The following is a 22,997-nucleotide window of genomic DNA, read 5'->3' on the forward strand; positions in this document are numbered from 1 at the left end:
GGCTGACGTCCCTACTCTGGTCGGCGTGGATCTCGACACCCTCCTCAACATCGGCCTCGTTGTGCTGTTCGTCCTGCTCGGAGGCGTCTTCGCGGGCACCGAGATGGCCATCGTCAGCCTCCGCGAGAGCCAGGTCCGCGCGATCGAGGCCGGCAGCGAGCGCGGGCGGAGGATCGCCGAGCTCGTCCGCAACCCCAACACCTTCCTCTCTGCCGTGCAGATCGGCGTCACACTCGCCGGCTTCTTCTCCTCGGCGTACGGCGCCTCGACCATCGCGCCCGACCTCGTCCCGCCGCTGGAATCACTCGGCCTCTCCGCCGGCGCCGCGTCCACCGTCGCGCTCATCCTGATGACCCTCGTCATCGCCTACCTGTCGCTGGTGCTGGGCGAGCTGGTCCCCAAGCGCCTTGCGATGCAGAAGTCGGTCGCGTTCACCCGCGCTCTCGCCCCTGCGCTGAACACCCTCGCCCGCCTGATGCGCCCCGTCATCTGGCTGCTGTCCGTCTCCACCGACGCCGTCGTCCGCCTGCTCGGCGCGGACCCGCGCGAGAAGGGCGCGAGCGTCTCGGCCGACGAGGTGCGCGACATGATCTCGAGCAACACCGAGATCCACGAGGACAACCGCCGCCTTCTCACCGACATTTTCCGCGCCGACGACCGCCGCGTGGCCGAAGTGATGCGCCCCCGCCCGGACGTCGACGTCCTCCGCGGCGGCCTCAGCGTGGCCGAGGGCTACGCTGCGGTCCTTGACCAGCCGCACTCGCGCTACCCGGTCGTCGGCGACGACTTCGACGACGTGCTCGGCTTCGTGCACGTGCGCGACCTGATGTCCGCGTTCCCGGAGGCGGGCCGCGCCGGTACCGCGAGCAGCGTCGCCGAGATCACCCGTCCGATCCTCGCCGTCCCTGGCACCACGAAGGTGCTCTCCGCCCTGCGCACCATGCGCCAGGACGGGCACCAGATCGCCGTCGTGATCGACGAGTACGGCGGAACCGACGGCATCATCACGCTGGAGGACCTGCTCGAGGAGCTCGTCGGCGAGATCTACGACGAGTACGACGGCGCCCGCCAGGCGGTCGACGCGAAGGCCGCCGAGCAGCTGCACGACGTCGACGGCGGGATGATCCTCGAGGACCTCGCGGAACAGTTGGGCATCGAGCTGCCGGAGGGCCCGTACGAGACGGTCGGCGGATTCGTCCTCGACCGGATCGGCCGCGTCGCCGTGGTGGGCGACTCGGTCGTCGTCGGCGACCACCTGCTCCGGGTGGCCGAAACCGACCGCTACCGCATCTCGAGGCTGACGCTGGTGCCGCAGCCGGCGTCGGAGCCGAGCGAGCCGACGACGCCCGCCGTCTGACGCGCGGATCGGCCTGAGCACTCCTGGGGCAGCCGACTGGTGGGGCGACGGCCCGCTCGAGCAATCAGCCCTAGGGCAGTGGACCCTCCACCCAGCGCGTGGCGACGCGACCGCGGGCGCCGGGCCGCGCGATCCACAGGCCGCCGGCGAACGGATGACGCGCCCGCTCGTCCGCCGAGAGGTCGCGCGACGCGGAGGTGACGACCGCCACGTCCAGGTCCTCGCCCGCGAAGGCGATGCTGGAGGAGTGCGGCGCGTCGATCCTGATGCCCTCGCCCTCGACCGGCCGACCGTCTGCCTCGAAAACCCGCACGCCGCTGCCGCCCCAGACCGCCACCCAGACGCGGCCCTCCGCGTCGACAGTCAGCCCGTCGGCGAACACACCCTTTTCCACTGCGACGAACGGCTCGCGCGCGCCGTGCTCGCCGCCCGCGTAGGAGCGGCGGTGGATGACGCCGGACTCGGTGTCGGCCGAGTACAGCACGGAGCCGTCGGGTGAGAAGCCGAGGCCGTTCGAGAGCCGCAGGTCCTCGTCGAGTACCGTCACGGATCCGTCGTGCTCGATCCGCAGCAGGACGTCGTCGCCGGCCGACTCGCCGAGGGTCAGCGAGCCGACGAGGAGGCGGCCCTGCGGGTCGATCGTGCCGTCGTTGAAGCGGTGCCCCTCGGGCAGCAGCTCGGAGCCGCGAGTGAGCGAGCCGTCGACCTCCAGGATCGCGAGTCGCCGGGTCAGCGCGATGAGCGTCCGCCCGTCGCCCAGCGGCAGTGCGCAGCCGACCTGCTCGCCGACGTCGGTGCGCGAGATAGCTCCGATCCCCTCGGCGGTGACGGGCGCAGAGAGGACGGCACCCGCCTCGATGTCGACCCAGGTGAGGCGGGCGGTGTCCGGATCCCAGATCGGTCCCTCACTGAGGACGTAGGTGGGGGTGCCCGCGGGCGTCGCGTCGATCATGCCTCCACGCTAGGCGGCGACAACGGTGTCTGTAACCGAGGTGGAGAGCACCTCCCGTCCCTTTCCGGCCCGCATCCGGCCCGCCAGCCTCGGTGACGAATACTCAGCCGCTACCGCGAGCGGCGACGACGAACGCGGAAGGCGAAGACGCTCTTCATGCTGAGCATCGTCGTCTACCCCATGACGAGGAGCATCGCCCGAGGAGCGTCGCACACCGTACTCTTCGCGGTCCTCCACTTCTTCGTGGGAACGAGTACGCGGTCATCCCACTTCCCGGAGCACCCGACCTCTTAGCGACACCATCCCCTCGACTGATCTCATGGGTCTTGCCGCTGTCGGGCACGATGTCGCCGTCGACCCCACACCGAGATCAGGGCCAGAAGGTGAAGCGCCGGCCAGATGGCAAACATTTGCGCAAATCCCGGCACTCGCGCGAGATCCAACGTTTCACTGTCACGAGCATCCAGCCATGTGTATGCGATCACTAAGACGACCCACGAGAGCATCGGCATCCAGAGCGAAAGACGTGCGATCAGTTGATGACCCTGGCGGCGAAGCGACAGTTGAACCAGCACGAGCAGAATTCCCGCGATGAGGACATAGAAAACATATCCGAAAGCGAGCACGCCTCCAATAGAAGGCGCAAGGACGAAGACGACAACGACAGTCACGGCACCGAGTCCGCAAAAGCGAAGATAGACCTTCACCACTGCCCCTCCTGCCGATTCAACTCATTATGCTAATGTCGGTCATATTATGTTGGAAGATTGCCCATTGAGCGGTCGCCCCTACAAGGTAGGGACGCTTCCCCAAACCAGCGGGCTTGTCGTTGACGATGTACCCATGCACACTGAGAGTATACGTCCCCTCGCCCGGCTTCTTGAAGAAGGCGAGTCGATGAGCTTTCCGGCTGTGACAGCAACCCCCAGCGTCCCTTCGGCCAGCGCGGTTGCGTAGCCCGGCAGATCGGTGAGGCGAGTCAACTGAGAGGGATGTAGTCCATTCTCCAACTCTTCGAGGACAATGAGAACCCCGCCGATCGAACCTTCGTCACTCTGGTCCGGACGCGCGCCTACCGCGTTGTCCACATCGAGACCATGTTGAGACGAGAGTAAAGCAGTTGCAATGCCAATGAATCGCAACAACCCGTCACTCATCTGTCGCGCAGGCGTCCGCTCAGCCATCCCACCCGAGGACCCACGGACCTCCTCCAAAGCCAACATCACGTCGCCAAGATCCGACGAGACAAAAGAAATACCTTGAACTCGATCGTCGGCAATCCTGCTGACTAAATCGGTGATCTCCTCAAAGGCCCCCCGATCAGTTCTTTCGAGATTCTGAAGAGCGGCCGACAAGTTCTCGCCGGTTCGCCGGAGGTCGACATCGCGCCCAGAAACGAAGTCCCGCATGAGATGAGGAACTGGGTCGAAGTGGAAGCCCCCCCCGAAGGGCGACTAATACAGCGTCTGAACCCTTCAACACCGACTGCTCTGCAACGTCACTTCCACTCAACGCCAACGGGATCTGACTGATGATGAGACGGCTATCGCGAAACTTGTGTGGAGGATTCTTGCCTCGCTTACCGTTGTGAAGCTCCGCTTCGATGCCAGTACCGGCGCTGAGTGCACTCTTCGTTTCGACGAGGGGACCGAACGAGATCTTTCCGCTACTGACCGCCACGCCGGGTCCCTGCAGGCGCTCCGAAATGATGCGCAAGTCGGGCCTTACTTCGATCTCCAGGTCGTAATCGTAGCGATCGGAGCCCAACTCGACCGAACAGCCCAGCTCAAAGCTGTTGGTCCCGTGAGGCGCACAACCGACAGACCCACCGCGGACCGCCCCACCCTCGCGCCTGCGACCGTCAAGGGCATCGACGAGGTCCTCGCCCTCGGCCAGACGAGCAAGAACCTCGAGCCCGTCGAGGGCATTAGATTTCCCGGAGCTGTTTCGGCCAGTGAGGAGTGTCGTGCCACCCAAAGGAAGCACGCTCCCCCGGAACGACTTGAACGCGCCCAAGCGGAGTTGAACTATCCGAGAGGTCACCATTCCCTCAAGGTAGGGGAGTAACTGGTGCCGACGACAGCTTCGAGGGCGGACCCCGCAGTGGGACGTTCCCACTACTGCTGACCTACAAAGTGATCGTCGCATGACCCTTGGTCATCGGTCCGATCTCTTCGCTCTCGTTACAGCACTTGCTGCCCTCGACGGCACCACCTCAGCCCACGTGCACGCCCGGGCGGCGGTCGCGGCGCGCCTCGGCGCGGCGCAGGACCTCGCGGGTGACGGGGGCGACCTCGCCGGTGCCCGTGATGAGAAAGCGGAACATGTTCGAGAGGGGGCCGCCCTCGGTCCACTCGAAGTAGACGTCGGGGATGACGCCGGTCAGGTCGCGGATCTCGAGCAGCACGGTGGCGATGGTGTTCGGGATGTTGCCACTGGTCACCGTGAGCACGCGAAAGCCGTGGCAGACGCGCCCCTGCACGATCAGGTCCTCCTCGAAGTCGGAGGAGTCCGTCGTGTGCACCTCCAGGAACAGCACCGGGCCGCGCATCGGCAGGTTGCTGTCGCGCTGCTCCTCCGCCAGCTTGTCGCGGTACTCCGCCTCGGATCCGTCGTCGGGTTCGTTGGCGAGGATGCGGATCACGCCGTAGTCGTCGGCGTCCGTGCTGAGGAAGTCGATCGCGGCGGCGTCGAACACCACGGAGGTGGCGCGCAGCTGGAAGGAGCGGTGCACGCGCGAGACGAGCGAGACCGCCAGGATGCCGACGATGAACACCGCCGCGATCCGCACGCCGTCGGGCCGCTCCACCACGTTGACCACCGTCGTATAGACGAAGACGAGAGCGATCACCGCGAAGCCCACCGCTCGCTTGCGCTGGTTCTTGCGCTTGGCCGAGAGGAACACGGCGACGGACGCGGAGGTGATCAGCACGAGCACGCCGGTCGCGTAGGCCCCGCCCTGGGCGTCGACGTCGGCGCGGAAGAGGATCGTGATGACGAAGGCGATGACCGTGAAGACGAGGACGAGCGGACGCACGGCCCCGGCCCACTGCGGTGCCATGCCGTAGCGGGGCAGGTAGCGCGGCACGATGTTGAGCAGGCCGGCCAGAGCGGAGGCGCCCGCGAACCACAGGATGCAGATCGTCGCAATGTCGTAGACGGTGCCGAAGCCCTCGCCCAGGTACTCGTGCGCGAGGTAGGCCAGGGCGCGGCCGTTGGCCTCGCCGCCGGGCTGGAACTGCGCCTGCGGGATGAGCAGCGTGGTCACGAAGCTCGAGGTGATGAGGAACGCCGACATGGTGACGGCGGCGGTGATCAGCAGCCGTTTCGCTCCGCGGATACGGCCGACCGGAGCGTCCTCGGTGTCGCCCGCGTCGCCGCGGATCTGCGGCATGACCGCGACTCCGGTCTCGAAGCCCGAGAGCCCGAGTGCGAGTTTGGGGAACACGATCAGGGCGATGCCGACCATGATCAGCGGATTCCCGTGCTGCGTCGTGAGCGCCGACCACCAGTCGCCGATGACGACGGGGTTCTCGGCCACGTGCCCGATCGCCACGGCGATCACGATCGCGTTGAGCAGGAGGAACACGGCCACGAGCACGACCGCGATCGAGATCGCCTCGCGGAAGCCGCGGAGGAACACGATCCCCAGCAGAGCGATCAGGCCCAGCGTGAGCGGCACCTCCGCCCCGTGGAACCACGCCGGGGCGAACGGGTTCTCGACCGCGTGCGCCGTCGCGTCGGCCGCCGAGAGGGTGATCGTGATCATGAAGTCGGTGGCCGCGAAGCCCAGCAGCACGAGCACGAAGAGCTTGCCGCCCCACCAGGGCAGCAGGCGCTCCAGCATCGCGATGGACCCCTCGCCGCGGAAGCTCTCGCGGGCGACGCGGCGGTACACGGGGAGCGCGCCCAGGAGCGTCAGCACCACCAGGACGATCGTCGCGAGCGGCGAGACCAGGCCCGCGGCGAGCGCCGCGATCGCCGGCTGGTAGCCGAGGGTGGAGAAGTAGTCGACGCCCGTGAGGCACATCACGCGCCACCAGGAGTGCGTCTTGGCCGTCGCCGCGTGCGGGCCGGGGTGGGCTCCGGAGTCGTCGCGCAGACCCTCGAGCAGCCACGCCTTCACCCCGCCCGCGCGCGCGGAGGAGAGAGGGGAGGGTTCGAGGGCGTCGGAGTCGCCCCGGACAACGGAAGAGGTCACTGGACGTTTCTACTCGCCGTGAGCCGCTCCGGAGCCCGGAACGGGCGGATCCTCACACTTTCCTCACGGGTAATCGGCTGTGGAGGGAGGTCGGCGCGCATCACACCTCGATGGTGGTGCCCGACGCGTCGATCAGGCTCACCCACACTTCGAGTCCGACGTCCTCGAACAGGTCGTTCCAATCGCTCACCACCCGGTCGCAGAGGGCCGGGAAGAGGGGCCGGAGGTGGTGATCGCTGGTTGCGAAGGTGAGGACGACGTCGGGCGCGACGGCCGCCTGCACGGCCGACCGGTTGAACGAGATCGTGGTGCTCCGGTTCAACTCCACGATGATGTCGTTGTCGGGGATCTGCAGGATCTCCTTCGCCGCGGCGAACAGCAGGTCCATGACGGCGTCGCGGGCCTCGGTCATCCGCGCCTGGGATGTCTCGTTCTTGGGCAGGATGCGGATGTACGTCATGCGACGGACCGGCCCTCGTGGCGCGCCGCGAGATCCTGCGGCGGCCACGTCCCCGGGCAGTCGCCCGCGACCAGGTGGGCGCCCTCGACCCGGGCGAGAGAGCTCAGCCGGAGCGCGGTCCCCTCCGCCACCTCGTCGGATCTCGGGTCTTCGGACACTCGTGTCGACATCGGAGGCCTCTCGTCACGTCGTCGTGCCGGCGCGGGCCGGAGCAGGCGAGGGGCGGGGCGATGCCGTCCCGGAGCTTCCCCGCATGCGGTGGAGAGTGAAACACATCCGCTCCCGCTTCGACAACCGGCGGCGCGGTCCATGCGGCTGTCACCCGGTGGGGCATCCGAGCTGCGCGGCGACCGCGGTCATCGCCCGCAGTGCCTCCTCGTGCGTGGTGACGCGGTCGGCGACGATGTGGATCCCGTAACCGTCTTCGAGGGCGACGAAGGTCTGGGCGACGAGTTCCGATCCGAGGGCGGGAGTGAACGCGCCGTCCTCGATGCCGGTCGTCACGATGCTCAGGTACGTCGCGACCTGCCGGCGGTTGAGCTCCTGCATCAGTTCCTCGTGCAGGTCGGAGCTGCCGGCGAGGATGTCGAGTTCGAGGAGCAGCCGCATCAGCGCGTCGTCAGGGCCGGACGGCAGGCCGGAGCGGAACGCGACGTCGAGCTTGGCCCGCGGATCCGACTCGGCTGCGACGCGCGCATCGCGCTCGTCGCAGAAGCGGGTGACTCCGGCAGCGTGGGCCTCGACCAGGAGCGAGTCGAGATCCTCGTAGTAGTACAGGACGGCGCCACGGGTCAGGCCCGCCTGCTTGGCGACGTCGGTCAGCGAGAGCGAGCGCAAACCGCGTTCGAGTCCAGCGGCGTAGGTCGCCTCGATGAGGGCGTTCCGCCGCGCCGCCTGATCACGTTGACGAGCCACCTGTTGACAGTACCGGCGCGCCGTGCCACTGTCTCTCCTAATTCTTTGACGCTGATGTCAAAGACATTATCGCGCCCCGTCGAGAAGAAAGCCGCACATGTCCCAGACCCCTGTCACCCCCGCCCTGGGCGAGGCCCCGATCGGCCTCTTCGACTCCGCTCAGTGGGCCAGCCTCGGTGTCGCGGCGGGAATCGTCGTCGCCGGCTACGTCTACGACGCCCTGTACCTCCGGCCTCGGAAGGGTACGCAGTTCCTCATGCTGGAGGCGCGCGACGACGCTTCGACCGAGTCCACCGGCTGACGACCGCCCGCGCACCTCGCAGCCCCGCCCCCACGTGAAGAGAGAGAACCCATGACTGACTCAAGCGACATCGCCATCGTGACCGGAGCGGGAAGCGCCGAGGGGATCGGCGCCGCGACGGCACTCCTGCTCGGACGCGCCGGCATGCGCGTGGTCGTCACCTCGACGACCGAGCGCATCCAGGAGCGCGTCGCCGACCTGAGGAGGGCCGGCGTCGACGCCCACGGGGTGGCGGCCGACCTGACGGGGCAGCTCGGGGTGGATGCGGTGCTCGACGCCGCGCGCCGCGCGTTCGGCGAGCCGACCGTCCTCGTCAACAACGCCGGCATGACCTCGGTGTCCACGGCCGACTCCCCCGCCGCGATCGACGACATCACCATCGACCAGTGGGCCATGTCCCTGGAGCGCAACCTCACCACCGCGCTGCGGATGACGCGGGCCGTGGTGCCCGCCATGAGAGCTGCCGGATACGGCCGCGTCGTGAACGTGTCGTCCCTCTCCGGAGCGGTCATGGCGTACTCCGGTGACGTCGCCTACCACGCCGCCAAGGCCGGGATGCTCGGGCTGACCAGGGGGGCCGCGGTCGATGTCGCCGCCGCCGGGATCACCGTCAACGCCGTCGCGCCCGGATGGATCGCCACGTCGTCCTCCAGCGAGCACGAGATCGCGATGGGGGCGGCGACCCCCGTGGGGCGTTCGGGGACGCCGGTGGAGGTCGCGGCCGCCGTGGCGTTCCTCGCCGGTCGCAGCGCGTCCTACATCACGGGACAGCTGCTCATCGTCGACGGAGCCAACTCCATCAACGAGGAACGCGGGGCTGCTGCTGAGTGATGCAGTGGATCCCGCCCCCGCGGTCGAAGATCGGGCGGGCGTCGATCGTCACGACGCGGCGACCGGGGTAGGCGTCGGCGATCATCTCCCGGGCACGTGCGTCAGCGGCCTCATCACCGAAGCCGCACAGCACGACGCCGTCGTTGGTGACGAGGTGGTTGATGTAGCTCCAGTCCAGCCAGCCTCCGTCGTCGCGGAGCGCCGTGGGAGCGGGGATGCCGGTGATGGTCACCTCCCGGCCGCGGGCGGCGAAAGCGGACTCGAGCTCGGCGCGGATAAGCCGCGACACCTCGTAGTCGGGGTGGCCGGGGTCGGTCTGCTCGTGCAGGAGGACGTGCTCCGGCGTGGCGAAGGTGGCGACCATGTCGACGTGGCCCTTGGTGCCGAGGTCTTCGTAATCGCGGGTCAGGCCCCGCGAGAGCCAGATCGCGTCGGTTGCCCCGATGGTGCGGGCCATCTCCGTGTCGACGCGGCGACGGTCGGCGAAGGGGTTGCGGCGCGGGTCGAGCTGCACCGTCTCGGTGAGCAGAACGGTCCCGGTGCCGTCGACGTGGAGACCACCGCCTTCGGCCACGAGGAGGGAGTCGATGCGCTCGATGCCCCTGTGCTCAGCGACCAGGCGGGCGATGTCGGCCGACTTCTGCCACTCGGCCCAGTGGGGCGCTCCCCAACCATTGAAGATCCAGTCGACCGCGCCGAGGACTCCAGGCCGTTCGGAATCGACCACGAAAGTGGGGCCCATGTCGCGCATCCAGAACTCGTCGATGGGGGCCTCGATGATCTCGACCGTCGAGGCGAGCATGCGCCGGGCGCGGGTCATCTCGGTGGGGTCGACCATCATGGTCACCGGCTCGAACTCCTCGACCGCGTGAGCGACGTCGGTCCACGCGCGGTAGCCCTCCTCGCGGCCCTCGGCATCGTCGCCGAGGGTGATCCCTTCGCGAGGGAACGCCATCCAGGTGCGTTCGTGCGGGGCGGTTTCTGCGGGCATGCGCCACATGGCGTGCTCCTTTTCCGGGTCGGGGTGGGTCAGTAGCCGGTGGTGAGGGTGCGGTCGAGGGCGTCGACGAAGACGTCGGCCGAGGCGCGCGTGATCACGAGAGGCGGCTTGATTTTGAGGACGTTCTGGTAGTCGCCGGTGGGTTGCATGATCACGCCGAGCTCGAGGAGACGGTCGCAGATCGCGGCTGTCTCCGTGGTCGCGGGCTGGAGTGTCTCGCGGTCGCGAACGAATTCGACGCCGAGGTACAGGCCCGCACCGTGCACGGTGCCGATGATGTCGTGCTTGCCGCGGAGCTCTTCGAGGCGCCCCTTGAGGTGGCGGCCGACGACGCGCGCGTTCTCCTGCAGCTCTTCCTGCTCGATGACGTCGAGCACGGCCATGCCGATGACGGCCGAGACCGGGGACCCTCCGGTGGAGGAGAAGAAGTACCCGCCGGTGCGGTAGCGGTCGGCGATCTCGCGGCTCGTGATGACGGCACCGAGTGGGTGCCCACCGCCGATGGATTTGGCGACGGCGACGATGTCAGGCACGGCGCTCTGCTGCTGGAAGCCCCAGAACCACTCGCCGAGCCGGCCGTAGCCGACCTGCACCTCGTCGGCGATCGCGAGTCCGCCGTGGCGGCGGATCGCGGCGTACACCTCGGTGAGATACCCGTCGGGCAGGGCTACCCCGCCGGCGTTGCCGAAGAAGGTCTCCGCGATCATCCCCGCAAGAGGTCGACCGGCCGCCGCGAGTCCGTCGATGACCGCGACGGCTTCGGGCGCGTACTTCACGGCATCCGCCCCACGGTGCACCCCGCGGTAGGAGTTCGCAGCGTCGACGGTGTGCACCCAGTCGGGACGCGACGCGAGCGCGTTCGGGTTGTCGGCGATGGAGGTGGACACCGCGTCGCTGGCGTAGGTCCACCCGTGGTAGGCCTCGCGCATCGCGACGAGGTCGGAGCGTCCGGTCGCCGCCAGGGCCAGGCGGATCGCGAGGTCGGTGGCCTCCGACCCGGAGTTCACGAAGAACACGGTGTCGAAGCCGTCGGGCAGAGTCGCCGTGATCCGGTCGGCGTAGTCTGCGATCGCGCGGTAGTGGAAACGCGAGTTCGTGTTCAGCAGGTGCATCTGCCGCGAGCCGGCTTCGACCACGTGGGGATGAGCGTGACCCACCGAAGCGACGTTGTTGACCATGTCGAGGTAGACACGCCCGTCGACGTCGATCAGATGCTCGCGCCAGCCGCGCTCCATGCGCGGGGGCGCGGCGTAGTAGTGCTCCTGCACGTCTGCGAGCACGGCGTGCCGTCTCGCGAGCACGTCATCGGCCACGGGGGCTGCGGCCGGGATGCCGACGGCGGCACCCGGGTCTCCGGCGGCCTCTCGCCACGCGGCGGCGAGAGCGGGAGTGACGCGCTCCGGCGGGGTCATCCCGTCGACGCCGCGACGCAGAACCAGGCGCGTGCGAGCGGGCAGGACGACGGAGGCCGGGTCGATGTCCCCGGTGATCGTCACCCTCTCCCCGCCGGAGGACCAGACCACGCTGTCGCCGTCGCGATGTGTGTCAGCGGAGGAGAGGGAGACGCTCTCCGCGAGCCAGACGGTCACACCGGTCGGCACCGAGTCGGAGGTCGAGGGCAGCGGGTTGGTCGTTCCGGTGAGCTGGGCTCGCCACGCGGGAACCGTCACCGTGGCCGCTCCCCGGTCGAGTGCGGCGAGGGCCGCCCCGTCGAGCGTCGAGGCGTCGAGCCACGCGCCCGCGTCGTTCAGCGGTGACTCGGTGGTCGCATCGAGCTCGACGTGCGGGGAGGCTCCTGCCAGGACACCCGCACCCGCCCACGTCGGCTCGTCTGCGGGCGGGCGGCCCAGAGCGGCTCGGGTGGCGGCGGTGATGACGGCGATCGGGACGGAGACCGCTTGCACCAGGATGCGGAACTCGCGATCGAGTGCGACGGCGGCGTAGTCGTTCTCGTCGTCGAGGCGTACCTGGGCGCGACCGCTGAGGACAAGCACAGCGCCCCGAAGGATGACGAGGGGCCAGAGCGCTGTGATCTCGTCATCGCCGAGCTCGCGCAGACGATCGAAGGCTCGGATGGCGGGCAGAGCGGTCTCGGGTGACGCACCGTCGTGGTGGAGCACGGAGGAGACGGTTGTCGCGATCTCGGCGACGCGCCACGAGGAGCACACATCGCCGAAGTCGATGACGGCGTCGGGCACGCGCGCCCCGTCGGCACAGAGGACGTTGTCGTCGGTGACGTCGAAGTGCCCGGCCCGGAGGGGAAGCGAGTCCTGCACCGGCGCGAGGGCCGCGCGGGCAGCGGCGGCCGCACGCTGCACGATCGCGCGCACGTCGGTGTCGGGCTCGGCAGGGAGGAGGGTATCGATGACCCGACCTGAGTGTCGGAGGTCCCACTGCAGCACCCGACCGCTCGCCGGGTGAGTGAAGTCGGCCAGTGACATGCTCACCGCGCCGGAGAGCGCACCCATCCCCTCGACCGCGGCCGGCGAGAGGTAGCCGGACCCCATGAGGGTCCGACCTGCGATGTTCTCGATCACGCGGGCGTGGATGCGCCCCTGCGTCGAGTCCCACCACGTCGACATCGCCGGTATTCCGAACTGGATCGACTGTTCCACCAGACGATTTCGGTCTACACCCACAACCCGCTCATGGCTCAGCTGACCGACCTCATCTCGACCCGGATCGCGCCCAGCCGGCGCAGCACCCTGCAGTCGGTCGCGCGGCTGCGCACCTCGAACGACGGACATCGCCGGATCTACGAGGCCATCGCTCAGAAGGACAGTGCACTCGCGGAGGAAGCCGCGCGTCAGCACGTCCGAACCGTGTTCGAGCAGATCCTGCTCGCCTCAGCCGAGCGCCCGGCCGTCTCGACGGACGAAGCATGAGCGGGGCCGTCTCGACGTCGCACTACCTGGCGACCTCCGCCGGCGAGCGCGCACTACGCGCCGGCGGTTCCGCGGTCGACGCGGCCATTGCCGCCGCGGCGGCGCTGTGCGTCGTGTATCCGAACAACGTCGCGCTCGGCGGCGACCTCGTCGCCCTCGTCCGCAGCCCCGACGGCCGCATCCGTTTCATCAACGCAACGGGGACCTCCGCGCGCGGAAGCAGTCTCGAGACGATGCGCGCGCGCTACGAGAACCAGCTCCCCTCCCGCGGCATCGACACGGTCACCCTGCCCGGCGGCGTCGCCGGTTGGGGCGTGCTGCACGACGCGGGCGCGCGACTCCCCCTGGGCGAGCTGCTCGAGCCCGCGCGGACCTGGGCGGAGTCCGCTCCCGTCTCCCGCTCGGTCGGTGCGGCGATCCGCGTGGACCGCGATGCTCTGGCGGCCGACCCCGGTTGCGCCGCCCTCTTCCTCCCTGACGGCCGGGGCCTCGTCGAAGGCGACACTCTGCGCCAGCCGCAGCTCGCCCGCACGCTCGAGACCCTGCAGGAGCAGGGCACCTCGGCTTTCTACCGCGGCCCCCTCGCCGCGCGCTGGATCGCCGGACTGCGTGCGCTCGGGTCGGCGCTGACCGAGGACGACGCCGCCGAGTACCGCCCGACGGTCTCCGGAGCGCTCACACGACGCGTCTTCGGCCTCGACCTGCACACGGGCCGCCCCAATTCGCAGGGCTTCGCCTTCCTGCGCAACGCGGTGACCGCCGCGTCCGCAGCCTGGCCCGACCCGCTCGGCGCGGATGCGGGTCTGCTCGCGCGGACCTTCTATGCGAGCAACAGCGTCCGCCGCCGATGGCTCTCCGACCCCGACACGGCCCATCACGACGCCGACGCGCTGATCGCCATGCCGGAGCCGGCGTCCCTGCCCGCGACCGCGATCGCGCCGGCGACGGGCGACACCGTCGGACTGGTCGCGGTCGACGACGACGGGTGGGCGGTCTCCCTCGTCCAGTCGGTGTTCTGGGCGTTCGGCGCGTGCGTCCTCGAGCCGGAGACGGGGATCCTGTTCCATAACCGCGGCACCTCGTTCTCCCTGGACCCGCGACATCCCGCCGCCTACGCCCCCTCGCGCCGACCACCGCACACGCTGATGCCCGTGCTGGTCGAGCGAAGCGGCGCTCTCGCCTACGCCGGTGCGACGATGGGCGGTCAGGCGCAGGCTCAGATCCATACGCACCTTCTTCTGCGCCTTGTCGCCGGATCCTCCGCACTCGAAGCGACTTCTGCACCGCGGTGGGTCGTCGGCATTCAGGACGATGGCGATGTGGAGGAGACCGTAACGATCGAAGCGGACGTTCCGCGCACCGCCCGTGATGCTCTCGCCGATGCAGGTTTCCCGCTCCGTGTCGTCCCGCCCCGCGACGAGCTTCTTGGGCACAGCAACGTGATCGTGGCAACAGAGCAGGGGTGGGACGCCGCCAGCGACCCGAGATCGGACGGCTCGGCCGTTGTGGTGGTCGCGCCCGAGACGGCGGCTGGCGCTGAGCAGTCCGGGCGCCGTCCGGAGGAGGCGCGAGCGGAGGAGTGATCGCGAGCATGACCGAGTCGCGGGCCGGGTGGCTGACCGCCGCTCCCAGCCCCGGGCGCAAGGATCGGGGACGTCCGCCACCGAGAGGAGCACCTCATGACCACACCGCGCCGCGCACTGATCCTCGTCGACGTGCAGCTGGAGTACTTCAGCGGTCCGCTCGAAATCCAGTACCCGCCGCACGCGCAGTCGCTGCCGCGGATCGCCGCCGCCCTCGACTCCGCCGCCGCAGCGGGCCTCCCGATCGCCGTCGTCCAGCACAGCGCAGGCGAGGGAGCACCGATTTTCGACCCGGCCGGCCCGTCCTTCGCGCTGCACCCGGAGATCGAGCGGCGCCGCTCCGACACCTGGAAGAGCGTGACAAAGCAGTTCGGCAGCGTCTTCGCGGGGACCGACCTGCTCGACTGGCTGCGCGAGCACGACGTCGACACGATCACCCTCGTCGGCTACATGACCAACAACTGCATCCTCGCCTCGGCCGCCGAAGCCCAGACGCACGGGCTCCGAGCGGAGGTCCTTTCTGACGCCACCGGTGCCATCGCTCTCTCGAACGATGCCGGCTCGGTCGACGCCCACTCCCTGCACACCACGCTGATGGCGCTGCTCAACTCGAGCTTCGCCGCCGTCGCCCCCGCCACCGTGTGGACCTCGGCGCTGAAGGGCGAGTACACCCTCCCCATGAGCACCCTCCCCGAGTCCGCTGTCGCCGGCGCCACCCGCTGACCCCACCTCCGCGAGATGCCACTTGAGTGGGCGACACGCCGATAGAGGCGTACCCAAGTGGCATCTCGCGGAGCAGGGCCGGCGCGGCTCAGCGCAGCGACGCGAGCACGGCCTCCAGCTCGTCGACGGCGAAGTCGACCTCAGCGGCGGTGACCACCAGCGGCGGCGCCAGCCGGATCGTCGAGCCGTGCGTGTCCTTGGCCAGCACTCCGCGGGCCATCAGGGCCTCGCAGACGGCGCTGCCCGTGGCGAGCTGCGGGTCGATGTCGATACCGGCCCACAGTCCGGCGCCGCGGACGGCGACAACTCCTCGACCGATGAGCGCCTGGAGGCGCGCGTGCAGCTGGGCGCCGCGCTCGCGGGCGAGGGCCTGGTAGTGGCCGGTCGCGAGCATCTCGACGACCGCGAGGCCGACGGCGGCGGCGAGCGGGTTCCCGCCGAAGGTCGAACCGTGCTGGCCGGGCTGTAGGACGCCGAGAACGTCGGCATTCGCCACCACGGCGGACACCGGGACGATGCCGCCGCCGAGAGCCTTGCCGAGCAGGTAGACGTCCGGGATGACTCCAACCAGGTCGCAGGCGAAGGTCGCGCCGGTGCGGCCGAGGCCGGACTGGATCTCGTCCGCGATGAAGAGGACATTCCGCCGCGAGGTGATCTCGCGCACAGCCGGCAGGTAGTCGGCGGGCGGCACGACGATGCCCGCCTCACCCTGGATCGGCTCGATCAGCACGGCCACCGTGTCCTCGTCGATCGCGGCCTCGAGGGCTGAGGCATCCCCGAACGGGACCGTGCGAAACCCGGGCGTGAACGGAGCGAAGCCGTCGCGCGCCTCCGCGTCGTCGCTGAACGAAATGATGGTGGTGGTGCGGCCGTGGAAGTTGCCTGCCGCGACGACGATGTTCGCCCGCCCCGGCGCGACGCCCTTGACCCGGTACCCCCAGGCGCGGGCGACCTTGATGCCCGACTCCACCGCCTCCGCGCCCGTGTTCATCGGCAGGACCATGTCCTTGCCGGCGAGCGCGGCGAGCGCCGCGACGAACGGGCCGAGGCGGTCGTTGTGGAATGCGCGGCTGGTGAGGGTGATGCGGCCGAGCTGCTCGCGGGCCGCCTCCAGGAGCACCGGGTGCGAGTGGCCGAAGTTCACGGCGGAGTAGGCGGCGAGGCAGTCGAGGTAGCGGCGGCCCTCGACGTCGATGATCCAGGCGCCCTCGCCGGTGGCCGCGACGACGGGCAGCGGGTGGTAGTTATGGGCGGCGTGCTCCTCCTCCGCGGCGATGAGGGCGGCGGAGCGTGCAGTGGTGGTGTCGGTGATGCTCATGTCGTTCCTCCTGAGGGGACGATCGACTCTCCAGGAGTCAGTGGAGGGTGGGCCGGCGCTGCGCAGGGGCGGCACCGGCCGGGGGTCAGCGGCGCAGTTCGAGCGTGCAGCACTTCACGCCGCCGCCACCGAGCAGCAGCTCGGACAGGTCGACGCCGATCGGGTTGTACCCGCGCTCGCGCAGCTGGCGCTCGAAGCCGGTAGCGCGGGCGGCGATGACCACGTTCAGGCCGTCCGAGAAGGAGTTGAGGCCGAGGACGGAGGCATCCTCCTCCGAGACGAGGATCGCGTCGGGGTAGAGCTCGCGGAGGGTGCGATTGCCCTCCTCGCTGAACGCGCTCGGGAGGTAGGCGATGGTCGCGTCATCGAGCACGGCGATCGCGGTATCGAGGTGGTAGAACGACGGATTCACCAGCTCCAGCGTGACGACCTCGCGACCGAACACGCGGCCGACCTCGGCGTGCGAGTCGGAGGCGGAGCGGAAGCCGGTGCCCGCGAGGATCCGCTCTCCGACGAGGAGGAAGTCGCCCTCCCCCTCGTTGACCTCCTCCGGAACGCGGACGTCGAAGCCGGCCGAACGGAACCAGTCCATATAGGCCGGGCCCTCGGGCTGGCGCTCCGGGAAAGTGAAGGAGGCACCGTAGGCGATGCCGTCGATCACGAAGCCACCGTTGGCGGCGTAGACCATGTCCGGCAGGCCCGCCTCGGGCTCGATCAGCTCGATCGCGAAACCGAGGTCGACGTAGGTGTCGTAGAGGGTCTGCCACTGCCGGACGGCGAGGGAGGTGTCGGTGGGCACCTGCGGGTCCATCCACGGATTGATGCGGTAGACGACGGTGAAGTGCTCGGGGCGGCACATCAGGATCGTCTTCGCGACGGAGGTTCGGGCGGGTGCCTCGGGGAGCACGGCGGTATCGGTCATTCGAGTCCTCCTGCGAAAGGATGCGGATGAGCGGACCGGGTCCAGTGGCTCCGTGCCCCGGCGGGGTGCGAGCACGCTCCCGCCCAGTGTGACACGCCGCAATCCCTCACTCTCCGCCGTGGCACGCACACATCATGCGTCCACACCCCCTCTCACGCAGCGCCCCGCCCATCGAGGGAACCCCGGCCCGTCGAGGGAACCAGCTGGAGGGGGCTCCCTCGACGGTTCGAGGTTCCCCCGGCGACGCGCGTGCGGCAGAGGGCGATCGGAACCCCAAAAAGGGGGACTACGGACGTCCGCCAGCCGGTGGGACGATCCTTGCAGCCCGACGATCGTCGGCCTTCTCCCCGCGACGAAGCTGGATGCACACTCATGCGCACGAAGACCCTTAGCGTCTGGCTCCTGCTCGCTCTCCTCCTCTCCTTCTTCGTCGCCACTCCGGCTCAGGCCGCGGGGTCGCCGGCCGCGCCGACGAATGTGGTCGCCCTGCAAGACGGTTGCTCGGACTCGATCACGGTGTCTTGGGACGCCCCCCAGCAATTCGTTGCCGGGTACCGCGTGCACGTGTATGAAAAATCCTATTTTCACCCCGAGTACTACTTGTATCAGACCTTTACGATGGCCCTGTCCGAAGTGAGAGGCGGCACGTCGGCGACAATCGCGGTCCGCGATTCCAGCAGCCCTATCGGCGTCGAGGTCGTCAGCGTGACCGACTTCTCCTCCCCTTTTGAAGGAGGGAAAGAGAGCGAATTGCTCGTACCGTCCGATACGCAGAGCCCGGCGGCGACAGCCGACGTCGAGAGGTCAGCCTCAGCAGCAAGTCCATCCAATCTCACGATCGCAGTCGACACGAATACTGCGCTTGCCTCGGCACGGTGGACGGCGCCGTCGGTCAACGGTCTGGTTTGCACATTCGACGAGTATCATGCCACCACCGACTACACATACGGACCCAATGAGGATTACGACGACTACCGCGGATATGATGCGGTTTACGCCGCCGATTCCACCTCTCAGAACCTGGCATTGGAGCGCAATCGGGGCTACGAATTTTGTGTTTGGTCCTCATCTGCGATTCATGGATATCGGGAGCAATTAACTCGTCTAGACTCCCCGAAAACGTGCGTGAAGTTCACCACTGGAACCTCCGCACCTTATTCACCGGGTGGCATCTACTCTTCGGCATCCGGAAACTCGATTACTATTACCTGGACCGACCCAGCCAGCGACGGCGGCACCGACATCACTGGCTACCGAGTAGCTCGCACCGGCACCGACGCGTCCGGCAGCGGCCCCTGGTCGACCGTCGTTGCAGCCGATCGCCGCTCACAGACCTTCACGAATCTCCGACCAAACACCTCCTACACCTTCGCCGTCCAGGCGATCAACGCGGTCGGCAGCAGCCTGCCCGCCACCGCGACCGAGGTCGCGAACCCTTACTCCGCGCCATCCGTGCCCACAGGGGTGACTGGTTCAACGAACGACACGGCGCGAACCGCCACGATCGCTTGGGCGCCGCCCGTCTCGGCCGGAAATCCGGGGATCACCGGCTACCGCGTCTCACGCAACGGCGTCGACAACGCAGGATCCGGCCCCTGGTCCACCGTAGTCACGGGCTCTACGCGCTCCTTCACCTTCACCAACCTCGCGCCGAGCGGCACCGACACGCTCACTGTCGCCGCGGTCAACGCAGGAGGCGAGAGCCCGACCGGAGCGACCGTGGTCGCCCTGCGCGGCACCGCCCTCACCGCAGCGACGCCGACGATCACCGGCACTGCGAAGGTCGGGTCGACCCTGACGGCGAACGCCGGAACGTGGGGGCCGTCGCCCGTCGCCCTCGCCTACCAGTGGCGCGCGAACGGCAGCGCGATCAGCGGAGCGACCGGCCGCACGTACCGTCCGGTCCCGGCCGACGCAGGCACCGTGATCACGGTCGCCGTCGCGGGCTCCCAGTCGGGCTACGTCTCGACGACGCGGGTCTCCTCCGGAACCGCGGCCGTGACCGCGGGCACCCTCACCTCGGCGACACCCACGATCACCGGCACCGCGAAGGTCGGCTCCACCCTGACCGCGAAGCCCGGCACCTGGGGCCCCTCCCCCGTCACCCTCGCCTACCAGTGGAAGGCAAACGGGACCGCCCTGAGCGGAGCGACGGCCGCAACGTACACTCCGACCAGCGCGACGATCGGCAAGGCGATCACCGTGGCAGTCACGGGGTCGAAGTCTGGATACGCCGGCGCGTCGAAGACTTCCGCCGCCACGGGCGCGGTGGTCGCCGGCACCCTTTCCGCCGCGACTCCAAGCGTCACCGGCACCGCCAAGGTCGGCTCGACACTCACTGCCAAGCCCGGCACCTGGGGCCCTTCCCCCGTCACCCTCACCTACCAGTGGAAGGCGAACGGAACCGCCCTGAGCGGGGCGACGGCCGCCACCTACAGGCCGACCAGCGCCACGGTGGGGAAGACGATCACGGTGACCGTCACGGGCAAGAAGACCGGCTATGCGACGGCGACGCGCTCCTCCGCCGCCACGGCAGCGGTCGCCACGTAGAAGGGACACCCGTCGGGGGGAGTCTGCTCGTGCGGACTTCCTCGGCGGGGTCACGAACCTCGTCAGACCCCCGGATGGGGGTTACTCCCACCGATACTCAGCCCCCCGCCGGACCGTGGGCGGCGGCTAGCATTCAGACACCGTGTCCGCCGCGGCCTCCCGCGGACTCTGCGAAAGGCCCGCCGTGCCCGCACGCTCCCTCGCCGCGATCGGCGTCTCCGCTCTCCTGCTCGTCGGCCTCGCCGCCGGTCCCGCCGTCGCCGACCTCCCCGGCGCCAACGCTGTTCAGAAGGAGGCGGCCGACGCCGTCCTGTCCGGCACCGTCGCGCTCCGCGACGCCGACGAGGAGCATCCTGCCCCCGCTGATCCGCGCTTCGAGTTGCGCGTCCAGGACGCCGCCGGAGCGCAGGTGGCACTGGTCGAGACCGGCCCCGACTTCTCCGTCGCCGTCCCGGGCGGCGAGCCCCTCACCCTCCGCGCGACCCTGATCGGCAGCGACGACTGGTACCCGACCTGGTACGGCGACACTCCGATCGCCGACTCCGCGAAGACGACCCAGGGGCCCGACGGGGACCTCACCATCACCCTCCCGCGCACCGCCGCGCTGTCCGGGTCGGTCAGCGCCGACGCGATCGCGGGCGTCTCCTCGTCCGCCTTCACCGTGCAGGCCTGGTGGGCCGACGGCGGGACGTACACGCGCCTCGCCTCCATCCCGGCCACGGGAGCCCCCGATGCCGCCCGCGCCTGGAGTACGGGCGAGCTCCCTCTGCCCGCCGGTGACTACCTCCTGCGCCTCGTCGAGCCGGGCTACCCCGCCTACGACGACCAGTACTTCTCCCGCCTGGCCCGCCTCGACGAGCGCGCCGTCGTCTCCGTTCCCCCGGGCGGATGCAGCGACGTCGACTTCTTCCCGTCCGCCTACGCCTCCGACACCGCCCGGCTCGCCGGCACAGACCGCTACGCCACCGCGGTCGCGGTGACCGCCTCCGCGTTCACGGATGCGGCGCCTGTCGTCTACCTCGCCAGCGGAGCGAACTGGCCGGACGCGCTCAGTGCCGGTCCCGCCGCGGCCAAGCAGGGCGGTGCGCTCCTGCTCACCGATCCGAACGTCCTGCCCGACGTGGTGGCGGCCGAGCTGCGCCGCCTGGCACCGCAGCGGATCGTCGTGGTCGGCAGCTCCCTCTCCGTGAGCGACGCGGTGTTCGAGCAGGTCGCGGCCCTGGGGATCCGGACCGACCGCATCGCGGGAACGGACCGCTACGACACCTCGCGCAGGATCGTCGAGGACGCCTTCCCGGCCGGCAGCTACCCGGACGTCTTCCTCGCCACGGGGACCAGCTTCCCGGACGCCCTCTCTGTCGCGCCGATCGCCGGCCGCCGCGAGGAGCCTGTACTGCTCGTCGACGGCGCCCGCTCGCGGCTCGACCAGGCGACCCGCGACTCCCTCGCCCGCCTCGACCCCGTCGCCGCGCGCCTGCTGGGCGGTGCACCGTCGATCTCGACCGGAGTCGAAGCCGATCTGCGCGCCGCGAAGCTGGCTGACACGGTCTCCCGCATCGCGGGCGTCGACCGGCACGACACCAGCCGCCTGCTCAACGACGCCTTCCCGCCCTCCGACCTGACCGACACCGTCTACCTGGCCACCGCGACCGGCTTCGCCGACGCCCTCGCCGTCGGCCCTGTCGCCGCGCGACAGGGCGCAGCGCTCTACCTCAGCGAGCCGACCTGCCTCCCGCGCACCACCCGTGTGAAGATGCAGAGCCACGACCTCGATCAGGTCCTCCTGCTCGGTAGCCCCCTGACGCTGTCGGCGCAGGTGCAATCGCTGACCGCCTGCTGAGGCCCCGCCGTACCGCACGAGCCCGGAGTTCCATGACCGACACGACCGACCGTCCCCTCCTCGTCGGCATCGAGACCGGGGGGACCAAGGTCGTGGCGGCGGTCGCAACGGCAGCCGACCCCGAGCGGATCCTCGCGACGACGACGTTGCCCACCCGCGGGCCCGACGAGACCCTCGCCGACCTGGCCGGGTTCGTCGGCGGTCACGCAGTCCCGGGCACCGTCGCCGCAATCGGCGTCGCCTCCTTCGGTCCGCTCGATATCGACCCCTCCTCCCCGACCTACGGCCACCTCACCTCCACCCCGAAGCTCGGCTGGGAGGGCACGGACGTGCTCGGCCCCCTCGGCGCGGCAGCGTCGGGCGCCCGGCTCGCACTCGTGACCGACGTCAATGGAGCCGCACTGGGGGAGGCGCGCTGGGGAGTCGGAGTCGGCGATTTCGTCTACCTCACGGTCGGCACCGGAGTCGGCGGAGGCGTCATCGCGGGCGGGCGGCTCCTCGCCGGCAGCGGCTGGCCAGAGGTCGCGCATCTGCTGCCCCGACGACACCCCGAGGACGGCTTCGCGGGCACCTGCCCGTTCCACGGAGACTGCCTCGAAGGCCTGGTCGCCGGTCCTGCGATCTCGGCCCGCTGGGGCATGGACGGCTCCCGCCTCCGCGCCGAGCAGGCGGCCGCGAACCTCCGCTTCAGCTCCTACTACCTCGCGCAGCTCGTGACAACGCTCGCTTACGTCGCGGGCGTGCGGCTCGCGGTGGTGGGCGGAGGGGTGTCGAAGACGCCGGGGCTTGTCCCCGCGATCGAAGCCGAGGTCGAGCGGCTGATGGGCACGCCCGGAGCGACGGGGACGGCCGGCGGGCGGATCCGCGTCGTGCGCCCGGCACTCGGCGACGAGTCCGGCGTGCGTGGGGCGCTCTCACTGGCGGGGTCGCTGCTCGAGGGAGTTCCGCCCTTCTCGCAGGGGCACGCGACCCGGTGACGCGTCCGCTCGCGGGGTGGGGCGGAGGGGTGAGGGCGTGACGTGAGCGGGGCGAGGTGCGATTCGCAGGGGATCGTGCGATTCGCAGGGGAAGGTGCGATTCGCAGGGGATCCGCGCACCATCGTCGATCCGTCCGCTTTCCTGCTTCTTCACGCGCACGATCCCCTGCATATCGCACGCG

At 69.5% G+C, this 22,997-nt stretch carries 20 protein-coding genes; 9 read left to right on the forward strand and 11 right to left on the reverse strand.

Annotated features, from left to right (window positions below; genetic code table 11):
• Positions 1 to 25: 25 nt before the first annotated feature.
• Positions 26 to 1,357 (forward strand): hemolysin family protein, encoded by a 1,332-nt coding sequence (locus A6122_RS13380; RefSeq protein WP_068255859.1) that lies wholly within the window; start codon positions 26 to 28, stop codon positions 1,355 to 1,357.
• Between the two features lie 70 nt (positions 1,358 to 1,427).
• Here A6122_RS13380 and A6122_RS13385 read toward each other — a convergent pair whose 3' ends face one another.
• The 7 genes from A6122_RS13385 to A6122_RS13405 form a co-directional block, all read right to left on the reverse strand.
• A complete protein-coding gene (locus A6122_RS13385) occupies positions 1,428 to 2,309 on the reverse strand; it encodes an SMP-30/gluconolactonase/LRE family protein (protein WP_068255866.1) in 882 nt (293 codons plus the stop codon).
• 317 nt (positions 2,310 to 2,626) lie between these two features.
• Positions 2,627 to 3,019 carry a hypothetical protein gene (locus tag A6122_RS16740; RefSeq protein WP_146085020.1) on the reverse strand — a complete coding sequence of 131 codons (393 nt, stop codon included), beginning with the start codon at positions 3,017 to 3,019 and terminating at the stop codon, positions 2,627 to 2,629.
• 78 nt (positions 3,020 to 3,097) lie between these two features.
• A complete protein-coding gene (locus A6122_RS16090) occupies positions 3,098 to 3,718 on the reverse strand; it encodes an AAA family ATPase (protein WP_084416072.1) in 621 nt (206 codons plus the stop codon).
• Positions 3,630 to 4,457 carry an AAA family ATPase gene (locus A6122_RS17770; protein WP_146085021.1) on the reverse strand — a complete coding sequence of 276 codons (828 nt, stop codon included), beginning with the start codon at positions 4,455 to 4,457 and terminating at the stop codon, positions 3,630 to 3,632. Before A6122_RS17770 ends, A6122_RS16090 begins: the two co-directional genes overlap by 89 nt.
• A gap of 67 nt (positions 4,458 to 4,524) precedes the next feature.
• Positions 4,525 to 6,339: an amino acid permease gene (locus tag A6122_RS13395; RefSeq protein ID WP_237358289.1), complete on the reverse strand. Its 1,815-nt coding sequence runs from the start codon at positions 6,337 to 6,339 to the stop codon at positions 4,525 to 4,527.
• A 271-nt stretch (positions 6,340 to 6,610) separates the two neighbouring features.
• Positions 6,611 to 6,970 (reverse strand): hypothetical protein, encoded by a 360-nt coding sequence (locus A6122_RS13400; protein WP_068255872.1) that lies wholly within the window; start codon positions 6,968 to 6,970, stop codon positions 6,611 to 6,613.
• A gap of 318 nt (positions 6,971 to 7,288) precedes the next feature.
• Positions 7,289 to 7,885: a TetR/AcrR family transcriptional regulator gene (locus A6122_RS13405; RefSeq protein WP_068255873.1), complete on the reverse strand. Its 597-nt coding sequence runs from the start codon at positions 7,883 to 7,885 to the stop codon at positions 7,289 to 7,291.
• 97 nt (positions 7,886 to 7,982) lie between these two features.
• Here A6122_RS13405 and A6122_RS13410 point away from each other — a divergent pair, with 97 nt between their 5' ends.
• A complete protein-coding gene (locus tag A6122_RS13410) occupies positions 7,983 to 8,186 on the forward strand; it encodes a hypothetical protein (RefSeq protein WP_068255874.1) in 204 nt (67 codons plus the stop codon).
• A gap of 51 nt (positions 8,187 to 8,237) precedes the next feature.
• Positions 8,238 to 9,017 (forward strand): SDR family NAD(P)-dependent oxidoreductase, encoded by a 780-nt coding sequence (locus A6122_RS13415; protein ID WP_068255875.1) that lies wholly within the window; start codon positions 8,238 to 8,240, stop codon positions 9,015 to 9,017.
• Here A6122_RS13415 and A6122_RS13420 read toward each other — a convergent pair.
• Together A6122_RS13420 and A6122_RS13425 are read right to left on the reverse strand one after the other, a co-directional pair.
• Positions 8,986 to 10,008, reverse strand: coding sequence for an agmatine deiminase family protein (locus tag A6122_RS13420; RefSeq protein WP_084416211.1), 1,023 nt, complete (start codon positions 10,006 to 10,008; stop codon positions 8,986 to 8,988). The two genes, A6122_RS13415 and A6122_RS13420, sit on opposite strands and share 32 nt — an antisense overlap.
• A 38-nt stretch (positions 10,009 to 10,046) precedes the next feature.
• Positions 10,047 to 12,632, reverse strand: coding sequence for an aminotransferase (locus A6122_RS13425; protein WP_068255879.1), 2,586 nt, complete (start codon positions 12,630 to 12,632; stop codon positions 10,047 to 10,049).
• Between A6122_RS13425 and A6122_RS17035 the strand changes: the two genes are divergently transcribed.
• The 3 genes from A6122_RS17035 to A6122_RS13440 all read left to right on the forward strand — a co-directional run bounded on the left by A6122_RS17035 (position 12,561) and on the right by A6122_RS13440 (position 15,208).
• Positions 12,561 to 12,902 carry a FadR/GntR family transcriptional regulator gene (locus tag A6122_RS17035; protein ID WP_237358194.1) on the forward strand — a complete coding sequence of 114 codons (342 nt, stop codon included), beginning with the start codon at positions 12,561 to 12,563 and terminating at the stop codon, positions 12,900 to 12,902. The genes A6122_RS13425 and A6122_RS17035 overlap by 72 nt on opposite strands.
• Entirely contained in the window at positions 12,899 to 14,485 is a 1,587-nt protein-coding gene (locus tag A6122_RS13435; protein ID WP_068255881.1) for a gamma-glutamyltransferase family protein, read from the forward strand. Before A6122_RS17035 ends, A6122_RS13435 begins: the two co-directional genes overlap by 4 nt.
• Before the next feature lie 96 nt (positions 14,486 to 14,581).
• A complete protein-coding gene (locus tag A6122_RS13440) occupies positions 14,582 to 15,208 on the forward strand; it encodes an isochorismatase family protein (RefSeq protein WP_068255882.1) in 627 nt (208 codons plus the stop codon).
• An 88-nt stretch (positions 15,209 to 15,296) separates the two neighbouring features.
• On the opposite strand, the gene rocD is transcribed toward A6122_RS13440, so the two are convergent.
• Positions 15,297 to 16,526: an ornithine--oxo-acid transaminase gene (gene rocD / locus A6122_RS13445; protein ID WP_068255885.1), complete on the reverse strand. Its 1,230-nt coding sequence runs from the start codon at positions 16,524 to 16,526 to the stop codon at positions 15,297 to 15,299.
• An 85-nt stretch (positions 16,527 to 16,611) separates the two neighbouring features.
• The gene (gene ddaH, locus A6122_RS13450) at positions 16,612 to 17,448 is read right to left on the reverse strand and encodes a dimethylargininase (RefSeq protein ID WP_068255887.1); all 837 of its coding nucleotides are present in this window, start codon (positions 17,446 to 17,448) and stop codon (positions 16,612 to 16,614) included.
• A 1,125-nt stretch (positions 17,449 to 18,573) separates the two neighbouring features.
• On the opposite strand from ddaH, the gene A6122_RS13455 reads away from it, so the two are divergent.
• The 3 genes from A6122_RS13455 to A6122_RS13465 all read left to right on the forward strand — a co-directional run bounded on the left by A6122_RS13455 (position 18,574) and on the right by A6122_RS13465 (position 22,815).
• Entirely contained in the window at positions 18,574 to 19,998 is a 1,425-nt protein-coding gene (locus tag A6122_RS13455; RefSeq protein ID WP_068255889.1) for a fibronectin type III domain-containing protein, read from the forward strand.
• Between the two features lie 184 nt (positions 19,999 to 20,182).
• A complete protein-coding gene (locus A6122_RS13460; RefSeq protein ID WP_068255891.1) occupies positions 20,183 to 21,838 on the forward strand; it encodes a cell wall-binding repeat-containing protein in 1,656 nt (551 codons plus the stop codon).
• 32 nt (positions 21,839 to 21,870) lie between these two features.
• Positions 21,871 to 22,815 carry an ROK family protein gene (locus A6122_RS13465; RefSeq protein WP_068255894.1) on the forward strand — a complete coding sequence of 315 codons (945 nt, stop codon included), beginning with the start codon at positions 21,871 to 21,873 and terminating at the stop codon, positions 22,813 to 22,815.
• Positions 22,816 to 22,997: the final 182 nt, after the last annotated feature.

The sequence above is a fragment of the Rathayibacter tritici genome (assembly GCF_001641005.1).
GTDB lineage: Bacteria > Actinomycetota > Actinomycetes > Actinomycetales > Microbacteriaceae > Rathayibacter > Rathayibacter tritici.

Bases quoted from the DNA above. Each gene is read 5' to 3' on its own strand.
- A6122_RS13385 (WP_068255866.1), bottom strand. From the start codon at position 2,309: ATGATCGACGCGACGCCCGCGGGCACCCCCACCTACGTCCTCAGTGAG.
- A6122_RS16090 (WP_084416072.1), bottom strand. From the start codon at position 3,718: ATGCGGGACTTCGTTTCTGGGCGCGATGTCGACCTCCGGCGAACCGGC.
- A6122_RS17770 (WP_146085021.1), bottom strand. From the start codon at position 4,457: ATGCGACGATCACTTTGTAGGTCAGCAGTAGTGGGAACGTCCCACTGC.
- A6122_RS13395 (WP_237358289.1), bottom strand. From the start codon at position 6,339: ATGTGCCTCACGGGCGTCGACTACTTCTCCACCCTCGGCTACCAGCCG.
- A6122_RS13400 (WP_068255872.1), bottom strand. From the start codon at position 6,970: ATGACGTACATCCGCATCCTGCCCAAGAACGAGACATCCCAGGCGCGG.
- A6122_RS13410 (WP_068255874.1), top strand. From the start codon at position 7,983: ATGTCCCAGACCCCTGTCACCCCCGCCCTGGGCGAGGCCCCGATCGGC.
- A6122_RS13415 (WP_068255875.1), top strand. From the start codon at position 8,238: ATGACTGACTCAAGCGACATCGCCATCGTGACCGGAGCGGGAAGCGCC.
- A6122_RS13420 (WP_084416211.1), bottom strand. From the start codon at position 10,008: ATGCCCGCAGAAACCGCCCCGCACGAACGCACCTGGATGGCGTTCCCT.
- A6122_RS13435 (WP_068255881.1), top strand. From the start codon at position 12,899: ATGAGCGGGGCCGTCTCGACGTCGCACTACCTGGCGACCTCCGCCGGC.
- A6122_RS13440 (WP_068255882.1), top strand. From the start codon at position 14,582: ATGACCACACCGCGCCGCGCACTGATCCTCGTCGACGTGCAGCTGGAG.
- rocD (WP_068255885.1), bottom strand. From the start codon at position 16,526: ATGAGCATCACCGACACCACCACTGCACGCTCCGCCGCCCTCATCGCC.
- ddaH (WP_068255887.1), bottom strand. From the start codon at position 17,448: ATGACCGATACCGCCGTGCTCCCCGAGGCACCCGCCCGAACCTCCGTC.
- A6122_RS13465 (WP_068255894.1), top strand. From the start codon at position 21,871: ATGACCGACACGACCGACCGTCCCCTCCTCGTCGGCATCGAGACCGGG.